This is a genomic window from Streptomyces sp. iso_384, assembly GCF_056172905.1.
This window is the reverse complement of sequence record NZ_JBWBTT010000002.1, coordinates 1-11,129: the sequence shown is the minus strand read 5'-3', so window position 1 is coordinate 11,129 and position 11,129 is coordinate 1. Positions and strand designations below refer to the sequence as shown.

The following is an 11,129-nucleotide window of genomic DNA, read 5'->3' as shown; positions in this document are numbered from 1 at the left end:
GGGCAGTGAGCCCCGAGGGGCGCGTTTTCGAGCTGCCGTCGAGCTCTCGTCCTTCAGGAAGACCAGTCGGACCCTGCTGCTCTCCGGGACCAGGAATCCCTCTGATCGGATGAGGCCAGCCCGACGAACCCCTCGGTCGCCGAGGACCGAGCCGCGAAGGCCGGTCAATCCAGAAAGATCAGGATCAGCGCGTGGACGAGGACGGATTTCTCGGAGCCACCAACCTTCTGACATGCGCCGCAGGTTAAGCATTGCAGTTGTCCAACCGGGCCAAGCACGGCGCTCCTTACCGTGTTGGCGGGTTGATTCCGGTCCTTCGTACGATCGGGAGACCCAGGGGCCTGGGTGTGGCTGGACGGCGCTCATGCTGTGGTTGTGGCTTTGACTGATTGGCCGCCCGGTGCCCCGCGACGACACGGCCACTCATTGGGATGAGCGAACAGAGATCGCTTCGTAAGGACACGTCGGCGTGGTCGTCTGCAGGGTCCAGTCAACCGATCGACAAGGGAGGCTCGGGTGCCCGAGCTCTGGGCGGGGACGGATGCCGGCAAGGCCGCGCATCACTGCACGGTGATCGACACGGACGGGACGAAGGTGCTCTCGCGGCGGGTGCCCAACAACGAGCCCGAGCTCCTGGAGCTGATAGGCGACGTCCTCGCACTGGCCGAGGACAGCCCGGTGACCTGGGCCGTCGATCTGAACGCCGGCGGGGGTGCTCTGCTGATAGCCCTCCTGACCAGCCATGGTCAGCGGCTGCTCTACATTCCTGGCCGAACCGTCCACCACGCTTCCCGTGGCTACCGAGGTGACGGTAAGACCGACGCCAAGGACGCCTATGTCATCGCCGATCAGGCACGGATGCGCCGTGATCTGCAGCCGCTGCAGGAGTGGGACGAGATCGCGGTGGACCTGAAGATCCTCACCGCCCGCCGCTATGACCTCGCTGCCGACCGCACCCGCGCCATCAACCGGATGCGGGCCCAGCTGCTGGAGTACTTCCCGGCCCTGGAACGGACCTTCGACTACGCGGCGTCGAAAGCCGCACTGATCCTGTTGACCGGCTATCAGACCCCGGCCGGTCTGCGCCGGGTCGGCTCGATCCGGCTCGCGACCTGGTTGAAGAACCGCAAGGTCCGAGGCGCCCAGGCAGTGGCCGATGCGGCCGTCGCTGCGGCTCAGGCTCAGCACACTGCCGTGCCCGGGGAGAGCACAGCCGCCGCCGTGGTGAACACCCTGGCCCGGTCCGTTCTGGCTCTGGACGAAGAGATCGCCGCCGTGGATGCAAGGATCGACGCCCGTTTCCGAGAGCACCGGCATGCCGAGGTGATCCTCAGCATGCCTGGCATGGGCCCGTTGCTGGGGGCGGAGTTCATTGCTTGCACCGGCGGCGACATGGACGCCTTCGGGTCCGCGGGCCGACTCGCCGGAGTCGCCGGTCTGGCACCTGTTCCACGGGACTCAGGCCGGATCAGCGGCAACATGCGCCGACCACACCGCTACCACCGCCGGCTCCTGCGCGTCTTCTACCTATCTGCCCAGATCGCAGCCCGCTTCTGCCCAACCTCGAAGTCCTTCTACGACCGCAAGCGGGCCGAGGGCAAGAGCCACAAGCAGGCGATCCTCGCCCTCGCCCGCCGACGCCTCGACGTCCTATGGGCCCTCATACGCGATCAGCGGACCTTCGAGGCTCAGCCTCCACGGCGGGGTCTCGCCGCGGCCTGAGTCTCAGTCTGTGAAAAGCGGCTCGTAGGGGTGCCCCTCCGGTGTGAAGATCAAAACGAAGTCTTCCCCCAGCCGAGTAGCTACCTCCCTCAAGCGAGCCAGGACCTCGGCCTGGCCCGGAAGCTCGAGGCCAAGGGCTGCGGCAGCGCGGTCTCTCCGGGCCACGAGGTCCGGCATGTCCTCCAGATACTCAGCCGCAAGTTCGCGACTCTCCTCGTCCGTGAACGCCTGGCAGTCGCGCCACCACGGAACCACCAGCAGCAAAAGCACCAGCTCGGGCAGCCCGACGGCAACCAGAGCCGCACCTCCCTCGGAGTCGGCATAGAGGATGGGACGTTCCTCGCCGCCTGCACCGCAGAAGAAGTACGTGCCGCCAGCACCATCGCCAGCGAATCCCTCAAGCACGGCGCCCGAGGCGAGATGCACTTCCTCGACATGATCGCCTCGGTCCAGGTCGAAGTCACCCGGCCAAGCGAGAAAACGGGCAGCTTCTTCCTGCTCACGGACGGCAGCGATCAACGATTCCATGGGCCGCAGCCTACGGCCCGTTGCTTGACAACCATCATTGGGAATCAGTCACATCCGCGCCCAACAGGAGTGGCACGCCACCTACCGCGCCCTGGCCGTGCCCCGCCCGCGTCATGCCACCGAGCTGCGCCGCCGCCTGCTCTTGCTGTCCGTGCGGATCTACTGGCACCCCTGGTGGTCCACTCCGGCGGGGTGGAGTCCGGCGGCCCGGGTCGAGCTGCGGCGGCTGACTGCCGGGGAGCGGCGTACGGACGCGGCGTGAACCGGCCCGGCGCGGGAGCTGCGAAGGAGTGAGGCGGGGACTCCCGCCCGGACACTCCGGGCTGCGCTGGATAAAGTCGGGGGTAGACCGTGCCGTATGGGTGTGCGGGACAGGTCCGGGTCTCCTGGAGTATGGCTCGGGCCCCTGGTGCCGGTGGCGGCTTTGCCTCCTCCGGCACCGGGCCTCCTGGCGGCCAGAGACCGCCTGATCCTCCTGCCTAAGGACTTGCAGATCATTAACACGTCGTCTTGATCTTGCTGCTGGGATCGCTGCTCTCGGCCAGGACCCGAGCCTGGAGGGAGGCGAGGGCAGCGGGTGGGGTGGTCGCCGGTGGGATGACGATGCCGTGTGCCTCAAACAGTTTCCTGATCTTCAGCAGGGTGCGGTGCATGGCGGTGCGGCTGCTGCCGAAGAGCACGGCGAGGGGTTCGGCTGCCAGGGCGAGGTGCAGGTGGAGCACTGCGGCCAGGACCTGATCGGGGAAGCCGAGGCGGGGCGGGCGGCCGCGCTGGGTGTCCCCGTCCGGCGCCAGAGTCTGGACCAAGCCGTGCAACTGCTCCGGAGACAGTCCCGGTCAGCACTGGGGCGGACAGCAGGGCCGGTGTCCACTCCGGCTCGCACCGTTGCGACTTCCGGGGTGCTGGGACAGCCGGGGCCGGATGGGGGTGAAGGATGTAGTTCCAGTCGCCGTGGAAGCCATGGCGGGTCAGTGGCAGAGCCGCCATCTCCACGTCAGCGATCTGCACTCCGGTCGGGTAGGTCCTGGTGTCGAGTTCGGCATGCACCCGCAGTCCGGTGCGGGTGGTGGTTGCGGCGATGGACTGGACGATGACTTCGTGGCTGGTCAGCGGCCGGCCCCGCCAGTTCATGGTGATGTGGGAGAAGAGCCGGTGCTCGATCTTGTTCCACTTCGATGTGCCCGGCGGCAGGTGGCAGACGGTGATCATCAGGCCCGTTTCAGCGGCGAGGCCGGCGAGTTCGAGTTTCCAGGCCCGGGTGCGGTGGCCGTTGGAGCCACCCGCATCTGCCGTGATCAGGAGCCGTGTCGCTTGCGGGTAGGAAACCTGGCCCTGGCCGTTCCACCAGCGGCGGATCGATTCCACCGCGAAGGCTGCGGTGTCGTGATCGGTGCCTACGTTGACCCAGCCGGTGTTCGCCGCCAGGTCGTAGACGCCGTACGGGATCGCCTTGCCTAGCTTCGGGTCGGCGAAGTCGTGCATGTTCACCCGCGCCGGATCGCCGGCCGGGCGCCACTGGCGGCCGTCGTTCTTGAATTCGCCGACGAGCTCCTTCTTCTTGGTGTCCACACTGATGACCGGCTGGCCGGCGTCCCGGTGCTGGCGTGCTTGCTCGTTGAGGTAGCGGAACTGTGCGTCACGGTCGACGTGCTGGCTGCCCTCGAGCGTCTTGGCGTTGGCCTGCAGGCTGAAGCCTTCCTCCCGCAGCAGATCGGCAACGGTGTCGGCGCTGACCCGGTGCTCGGCCCGGGTCAGTTCCCTCGCCAGGGCGCGGGTCGACTTCACCGTCCATCGCAGCGGCGACATCGGATCACCCCGCACGTCCGGCTCGACCAGCGCGAGCAGAGCCGGCCGCAGTCCCGGATCGAGTTCCGCGACCCGCTTGCGACCTCCCCCCGGACGCCGAACCCGGCCCAGGGGCTCCTCGCCTGCCTCCAGCTCGAACACGCCCTTGCGGACCGTCGTCTCGCTCACCGAGGCCGCCAATGCGACGGCCCGGACACCGCCGTGCCCCAGGACGCGGGCCTCGGCGGCCATCAACAACCGACGCTGACGCTCGTCCAGATGCGGGAACAACACCGCGAACTTCAGAGAGAGTTGGCTACGAGTCTCGTCCGGGATGCGCATACCACACCAACGAGCATCAGAACGGGAAGCAACACCTTGATTCCCTGCAAGTCCTTAGTGACCGCGGCCATGCTGTCGGCCGGCTTGCCGTCTGCGGCAGCCGATGCTGGCCGTGCTGAAGTGATCTCCTCCACACTCCCCGCAGGCATACCGATCCCGTCGCTCGGTGCGCTCCAGGCCCAGCAGGGCAGTGAGGGGGAGACCGCGCTGCCGGTCCGGGAGACGGCGGCGGGCAAGCTGCCGCGTGAGGCCATCGCCCCCGCCCGTCTTCCGAAGGCGTCCACGCCCTCGTTCCTCTCGGACGAGATGGCCGGCAGGGTGCCGTTCGCGGCAACCTATCCGGAACCGCCTCGGACGATGACGAAGGCCGAATGCAAGGCCGGACTTCAGGGCGGCAGGCTTTTCGCGGTCAAGTCCCGGTACGCGATGTGCACGGGAACCCAGTTCGTACAGACCTGGATGCAGCGCGGTCGGCCTGTGGGTCAGAGCTCGTTCACGCTGTGGGTGATCGAAACGGTTCCGAAAAAGAACGACCGCACGATTCGAATCCAGTACTTGTTCACGGACTTCGTGAAGACCGGCACCACCCGGACGAGCGGCCTGAAGATCGACACAGACGGCGACGTGACCACGTGGCCGAAGCAAGCAGCGAAGAAGTACGGCGGGCAGGTACCGGCCACCCAGACCTTTGACGCGCTGAAGGCCAAGCCCGAGTACACCCACACGATGCTGGTCGAGCCCGGGCAGGGCACCGGCACGGACGACGTGGTGCAGATGGCGTACGAGCCCTTCGTGAAGCTCACCTTCCCCTCGCCGTAAACCTCGCCCAACACCGGCCGTGTCAGCGTTGGCTTCCTCGCGGGCCGCTGGGACACCGCCTCCTACCTCTTCAACAAGACCGGCGGCGGAAACCCCAAGAAGAAGGGCGGTGCGGCCCTGCCGCTTGTGGCGACCCTGCCCTACAGCTCCAAGACCGGGGCCCCCGAGCGAGCAGTGCCCCAGCACCTGCGGGACGCACACACGAAGCCAGGCGACACCAAGCCCGTGAATGCCAGCAAGGCGGTACCGGGGTTCGACCTCAAGCACACGCTGCACCGGCTTCAGCACGACGGTGACCGTGTGAAGGCCAATCGCCGCGCGGCCATTGCTACCTGCGTCAAGTACTGGGGGGCCGACTACGCCACAAGCGTTCCCGGAGTCTCGCGGGAATGCGACGAGTATCCCTTCGCCAGCACCTACGAAGGCGCAGCTCAAAGCAAGTACGACCAGACGAAGCCCAAGGACAACTTCTCCGCCAGGCCCCTGCCCAGGGCTGACAACGGAGCCGGCGGAAGCATCCTGAAAATATTCAGGGACCGGAACCGCATTCTGGACGGGTTCAGCAGCGGTGACGACATCGACGCCTACGTGGTCTCGATCTCCTGAGGCGCGCCCTGTGGGCAGAGCCCAATGTTCTGCCCACAGGTTCTCAGTTGCTGGCCGGCCAGAACTGGACCAGGTACCGCTCCACCCCGACGGGCACGTCCACCGCCGCAAGCCGGGCAGCCTCGGCCCGGCCCGAACAGACGGCGCGGACCTTCCAGAGCGTGTTGGGCCGGCCGAGCTCCACGCGGCCTTCGTCGACCCCGGACATCGTCTCGATCGAGAGATTCCCTGTGGTTGAGAAGATCTCTGCTTCGCCCTGAGCTTCCCAGCGGACGTCGGCGGGCACGGACGGTTCACTGCCCCACACCTCGGCTGTCAGAGCTGCCTCGTGGGTGTGCCCGGCGCTCTCGAAGTCGAGCCGCTTGTCGTAAACGGTCAGGAAGCCTGCCCCTGGCGCTTCTGCCCGCTCCTCGGGGAAGGGGGCGGAGACCTCCATGTCGTCCTCTTCCTGAAGGGCGAACGCATGGAACTCCACGGACACCCGAACTTCTTCGCGCGCCACCAACTCGGCCACAGAGAACTCCCGTATCTCCCGCTACCGCCGCAAGCACCCTATCTTGGTGGCCGCCAGCACATCGTGGAATACCGGCCGTCGGCTCCCGTTCAACGCTGACCGATCCGACTGGCCCGTGTACGGCTCACAGGCGCGGCCAACCGCAGGGGCGGACCGCCCTCGCTGCCTGTGAGGTCGACAGCTTGTCCTCACCGAAGCCGCACCGCGCAGGGACCACGGGTCCTGGTGGTTGAGGGAGGCGGCCCTGGCGTTGACGGTGGTTCAGTCGGGGAGTTCGGCGGGGGCCGGGCACTCCCTCACCACAAGGCCGCTGTGCGGCTGGTCACGGTCGATTCGCGCGGGATCGGCGATATTGCGCCGGGGAGTTCTTTGTCGCCTCGTCCTCGTACGAGCCCACCGTGCCCCGGTCTACATGGAACGTGGTCAGGGTCGATACGGGGGACGCCGGGTCCCGCCGGTCCTCGATGACCCGCATGTGGGTGGAGAAGCGCTCCGGGGTCACCTCGTACACGTCGTAGCCGTAGCGGTTGCCCTCGAAGTACTTGAGATGCGGATTGGCCCGGCCCATGCGCGGGCCGTTGGTCCGGTTCCAGTCGGTGGAGTACGCGCCGCTGGTCACCGAGTGCGCGGTGAACTCCGTACCGACGACGGGTGACGAGGTGTCGTCGAAGTCCGTGTGGATGTCGTCGACGAAGGCGGAGTGCCAGTCTCCGGTGATGACGACGAGGTCCTCCAGGCCGCTGCTGTGCACATGCCCCAGGACCTCCTCGCGCTCGGCCAGGAAGCCATCCCACTGGTCGGTAAACATGTACGAGCCGCCGGGCGAGCCGCGCAGCTGGCTGAGCATGATCGAGTTGGCCCAGACATGCCAGGTGTCCGGGGCCTTGTCGATGCCCTGCTTGAGCCACGACTTCTGCTCGGCACCCAGGATGGTGCCGTCGGCCAGGTTCTGCGCCGAGCGATACGAACGCAGGTCCAGGACTGTCAGCTCCAGCAGGTCACCCCAGCGGCGTACACGGTGGATCTCGGGGTCCGGCAGCGCGGCCTCGCCGAAGGTGTCGCGGTGCGGCATGTGCTCGAACCATGCCTGGAAAGCGGCCGCCTTGCGCTGCATGAAGGGGGCGCCGCCGCCCGTACCGCTGAAGTCGTTGGCCACCTCGTGGTCGTCCCAGGTGAGGAACCAGGGGTGGGCTGCGTGTGCCTCGCGCAGCGATGCGTCCCCCTTGTAGAGGGCGTGCCGCTTGCGGTAGTCGGCGAGGGTGAAGGTCGCACCGCCCTCGTGGTCACGGACATGGCTCTCAGGGACGCCGCCGACCTGGCCGTGCTCGTAGATGTAGTCGCCGAGGTGGACGACGAAGTCGACGTTCTCCCGGGCGATGCCGCGGTGGGCTGCGTAGAAGCCGTCGTGGAAAGCCTGGCAGTTGGCGGCGGCGAAGCGGACCGCGCCGACTGCGCTGGCCGGGGCGGTCTTGGTACGGCCCACACGGCTGCTCCGGCCGAGCGCGGTGAAGGCGTAGAAGTAGTGCCGCCCGGATCTCAGCCCGCTGACCGGTACGTGCACACTGTGGCCGAGGGTCGCGGACGCCGGGGCGGTGCCGCGGGCGACGACCGTGCGCAGTCCGGCGTCCTCGGCGACGACCCAGCCGACCTCGACGACGTCGGGAAGGTCCTGCTCGGCGGCGAGGGGTTCGGGCGCCAGGCGGGTCCACAGAACGACGGACGAGGGCTGCGGGTCGCCGGAGGCGACGCCGAGGGTGAAGGGCGCCGGGTCGTAGCCGGCTCCCAGCGCCTCGGCTGCCTCGCGGGCCTGCGCGGGTGAGAGCCCGGCGGCCAGCGGCCAGGCGACGCCGAGGGCGCCCGACGCGGCGGCGGCTTTGAGCAGATCACGGCGGTTGAGCTTCACGACCGGCCTCCGGCGGTGTTGAGGGTGGCGGCATCAAGGGTGAGGGATATCGCGTCCGCGTAACCGTCGTTGGACGTGCCGCCAGAGCGCGTGAAGACGAGCAGGACTCGGGCACTGCGGGCGCCCGGCGGCACCGTGGAGGCCGCCTCGCGCTGCAGGAGTGCGGTACGCCCCCCGCGGTCCCCCGCGGTCACGGGCCCGAGCACGCTCAGCGCGACTGGGGTCCCCTTGACGTCCCGGAACTCCACGGATAGCCGTACTCCGTCTTCATGGCCCGCGTACCCGCCGAGCCAGCCACGTACGGCGTACCGGACGCGGCCCGCGTCAACAGCCGCGCGCCCGGTCGTCCCGGTCTGCGGCAGATCGATGTCCTGGGCCAGTGCCGTACGGGGCGAGTTCCCTCCGGAGAAGAACCGGCTGCCGCGCTGGGCGGGCCCGGGGTCGGACGGGCCCGGGTACCCTCCGCCGAAGCTGTAGTCGATCAGCGCGGGTGCGCCCTGCGCGATCCTCCAGCCGTTCACCGAGCCGACCGGCTCCGCACTTCCTCCCGGCCCACTCTCCGCGTCGCCGTTCACAACGAGATTCATCCACGTCTCCCCTGGGTGTTCTGCTGTGTTGTCGCGCCACGCATCACACCAGCCCCGCATGAACCTCAGGAAGCCCTTCACCAAACTTTCTCAGCAACCTGTACGGACAAGTACGAGTCGCAGATGCGCAAAATACAAGGAAGGGGCCATCAATGGAAGATCCAGTAGCGCACAACAGCGGAACGGTGTTTACGGAAGTAAGCGCTTCCAGCCGGCAAGGGAACTCATCCAGGAGCTGGACTGGCTCCGTGGCTGCTCGGTGCCCCGTGCCCTCTGGGTAGCCCGCGGCGTGGCCGATGTCGGCTGGACCGTGACCGATGTTGGGGGCTGGCTCCACCTGCGCGGCGAGGTCACCAGGGTCCGCCGGGGCTCGGGCCTCTTGGCCGTGCTGCTCAACAACGCCGAGAACGTCCTCGACACCCCGGCCAAGCGCACCGAAGCCGTCGATTCGAACGCACCCAGGCCATCCAAGGCCTCCAAGCATGTGCAGTCGACAACTCAACGTCCGCTGACTCTACGGACCCGCCGCAGTAGGGTGCTGTGCCCGACAAGGGCTTTGTGCCGATCTGGTCCGCTGGAACATGACGGTCCCGGGTTTGCGCGTCGTGGGTCAGATCGAGGCTTCGGTGTCGATGTCCTGGAGGTGGCCCACCGTGGAAGGTGCTCACCTCGTCACCGGTATGGGTTCCCGTACGGGTACAGCGCCCGGCGCGACGGACAGACAGATCCAACTGCTGGACGTCGCGGGGGAGGACGTGCTCGGTGAGGGAGAGCTGTGGAACCGGCTGGTCAGCGACGGCCAAGAGGACGACCTCGGCCAGGTAGCCGGGGTCGCGTAGTTCCGGCGTCGGTTCGGCGGTCCGTGGCGTGGGCAGGAGCGGCTGGCGAGTGAGGGTGGGGCGCTTGAGCCGGATCGCACCGTCGTCCTGCTCCTGGACGGACGCGTCCCCGGCGTCACTGAGCGCGGACAGAACCGGCAGCACCATCGTCGGTGGGTGCCGGGGCCTTCGTCTCTGATCACGCCATGACCAGCGGACGGCCCCGGGGCCGCCGTACTCGTTGTCTCGGCACAAGGTGGACAAGTGGCTGGAATCCTATGAGTACCATCATCGCCACACACTCCCCACCGCATCGAGAGCTGAGGACCACATGGCTGGAACCCTTCCTGCCCCGAGTGTCACGGACGAGTATGCCCAGCGGGTCACCAAGGACTTGTCGGAGAACAGGGGCGAGCAAGAGCGCGTACGCGCAGAAGTGGCGCGCCTGCAGAGCGAGCTCGCTGCGCTGGAGGAGAGCGAGGTACTCCTGACGAAGATGCAGGAGGTGCTTGGTGGTGCGCCGAAGTCACCGACGAAGAAGAAGGCTAAGAGCAAGGTCGCCGCCGTTCCCGCAGCACGCTTCAACAGCGAGACGCCAACGGTGAAGGGGCGGAAGAGCGGACGTAAGGCAGGCGTCCAGAAGAAGGCCTCGCCGAGGAAGCCCGGAGAGCCGACATGGCTTGATCGCACTACCGTCTATCTCGCTGCCCAGAGTGAGCCCAAGTCCGCGGCGGAAGTGACATCGGCGCTTGCCGATGCACATCCGGAACGCACGGTACCCGCTGCCGTCGTGCGCAACGCTCTGGAGCAGGGGGTTGCGCAAGGGCGGGTCGAGCGCAGCAAGCAGGGGCGTTCGGTCTTTTACACCTCCATTGCCGCCGCGGCCCCGGAGAGTCCCGATCCCGTGCAGTCGTAGACGGCCATCGGACCGGGTGGCGGCAGAGCCGAGTACCCGGAAGTGCAGCGAGGCGCCTGGCAGGGGGCGCCGCTCGTAGCCACCCGAGCACCTCACAGTCCCGCCGAGAAGGGCGCCTTCACCAGCGAACCTGCGCGGCAGTCCTTGGCACGGTCAACGATCCCTACCACAGCACTCTCCTCGCACTCGGCGCCAAGGTGGGCGAGTGGAGGCAGCAGGTTGCCGTTGCGGTCGGAGTGATGTCGGCGCCAAACGGGTGCAGCCAGGGCAGCGCGAGGGCCAGGGCACCAGCGACGGCGCAACTCGGCGTCCAGCCCGAGGGCGAGATATCCGATCTCGGCGAGTGGCCCCTGTGGGTTGGGGAGCACAGTGGCGGTGGCATCTGCGGCGAAGCCGACGATCGCGACGTTGAGGAGCGTGCCAAGCCCGGGCAGTTCTCGCAGGGGGATCCATGCAATGAGCACAAGCAGCGAGATCAGGTTCGTCGCACAACCGAACGAGATATCAAGAGATTTGGCGGTGCCTTCCGTGAGCACGTTCCAGCTGGCCGCGCCAAGCCCGGACTGGACGAGCAGCATGACGGCGGCCC

General features: G+C 67.6%; 11 protein-coding genes and 1 pseudogene. 6 read left to right on the top strand and 6 right to left on the bottom strand.

The genetic code is table 11. The annotated features are described in order from the left end of the window. Positions 1 to 516 precede the first annotated feature (516 nt). Positions 517 to 1,722, top strand: a complete 1,206-nt coding sequence (locus AC0VY3_RS36275; protein ID WP_475551809.1) for an IS110 family RNA-guided transposase — start codon at positions 517 to 519, stop codon at positions 1,720 to 1,722. A 3-nt stretch (positions 1,723 to 1,725) separates the two neighbouring features. On the opposite strand, the gene AC0VY3_RS36270 is transcribed toward AC0VY3_RS36275, so the two are convergent. Then, positions 1,726 to 2,250, bottom strand: coding sequence for a hypothetical protein (locus AC0VY3_RS36270; RefSeq protein WP_103511367.1), 525 nt, complete (start codon positions 2,248 to 2,250; stop codon positions 1,726 to 1,728). A gap of 37 nt (positions 2,251 to 2,287) precedes the next feature. On the opposite strand from AC0VY3_RS36270, the gene AC0VY3_RS36265 reads away from it, so the two are divergent. After that, the gene (locus AC0VY3_RS36265) at positions 2,288 to 2,512 is read left to right on the top strand and encodes a hypothetical protein (RefSeq protein ID WP_475551808.1); all 225 of its coding nucleotides are present in this window, start codon (positions 2,288 to 2,290) and stop codon (positions 2,510 to 2,512) included. Between the two features lie 235 nt (positions 2,513 to 2,747). Here the strand turns inward: AC0VY3_RS36265 and AC0VY3_RS36260 are convergent. Then, positions 2,748 to 4,377: pseudogene (locus tag AC0VY3_RS36260) on the bottom strand (ISAzo13 family transposase). A gap of 36 nt (positions 4,378 to 4,413) precedes the next feature. On the opposite strand from AC0VY3_RS36260, the gene AC0VY3_RS36255 reads away from it, so the two are divergent. Together AC0VY3_RS36255 and AC0VY3_RS36250 are read left to right on the top strand one after the other, a co-directional pair. Continuing rightward, a complete protein-coding gene (locus tag AC0VY3_RS36255) occupies positions 4,414 to 5,196 on the top strand; it encodes a hypothetical protein (RefSeq protein WP_475551807.1) in 783 nt (260 codons plus the stop codon). A gap of 225 nt (positions 5,197 to 5,421) precedes the next feature. Then, entirely contained in the window at positions 5,422 to 5,802 is a 381-nt protein-coding gene (locus tag AC0VY3_RS36250) for a NucA/NucB deoxyribonuclease domain-containing protein (RefSeq protein ID WP_475551806.1), read from the top strand. A gap of 43 nt (positions 5,803 to 5,845) precedes the next feature. Here AC0VY3_RS36250 and AC0VY3_RS36245 read toward each other — a convergent pair whose 3' ends face one another. The 3 genes from AC0VY3_RS36245 to AC0VY3_RS36235 form a co-directional block, all read right to left on the bottom strand. Further along, positions 5,846 to 6,316: a hypothetical protein gene (locus AC0VY3_RS36245; protein WP_475551805.1), complete on the bottom strand. Its 471-nt coding sequence runs from the start codon at positions 6,314 to 6,316 to the stop codon at positions 5,846 to 5,848. 322 nt (positions 6,317 to 6,638) lie between these two features. Then, the gene (locus AC0VY3_RS36240) at positions 6,639 to 8,219 is read right to left on the bottom strand and encodes an alkaline phosphatase D family protein (RefSeq protein WP_475551804.1); all 1,581 of its coding nucleotides are present in this window, start codon (positions 8,217 to 8,219) and stop codon (positions 6,639 to 6,641) included. Next, entirely contained in the window at positions 8,216 to 8,806 is a 591-nt protein-coding gene (locus AC0VY3_RS36235; protein ID WP_475551803.1) for a phosphoesterase, read from the bottom strand. Before AC0VY3_RS36235 ends, AC0VY3_RS36240 begins: the two co-directional genes overlap by 4 nt. A 653-nt stretch (positions 8,807 to 9,459) precedes the next feature. On the opposite strand from AC0VY3_RS36235, the gene AC0VY3_RS36230 reads away from it, so the two are divergent. Together AC0VY3_RS36230 and AC0VY3_RS36225 are read left to right on the top strand one after the other, a co-directional pair. Beyond that, complete coding sequence (locus AC0VY3_RS36230; RefSeq protein WP_158726918.1) at positions 9,460 to 9,645, top strand: hypothetical protein; 186 nt, start codon at positions 9,460 to 9,462, stop codon at positions 9,643 to 9,645. A 310-nt stretch (positions 9,646 to 9,955) separates the two neighbouring features. Then, positions 9,956 to 10,540, top strand: a complete 585-nt coding sequence (locus AC0VY3_RS36225) for a hypothetical protein (RefSeq protein ID WP_475551802.1) — start codon at positions 9,956 to 9,958, stop codon at positions 10,538 to 10,540. Between the two features lie 92 nt (positions 10,541 to 10,632). Here the strand turns inward: AC0VY3_RS36225 and AC0VY3_RS36220 are convergent. Continuing rightward, the coding region (locus AC0VY3_RS36220) for a DUF6198 family protein (RefSeq protein ID WP_475551801.1) at positions 10,633 to 11,129 on the bottom strand (497 nt) is incomplete at its 5' end.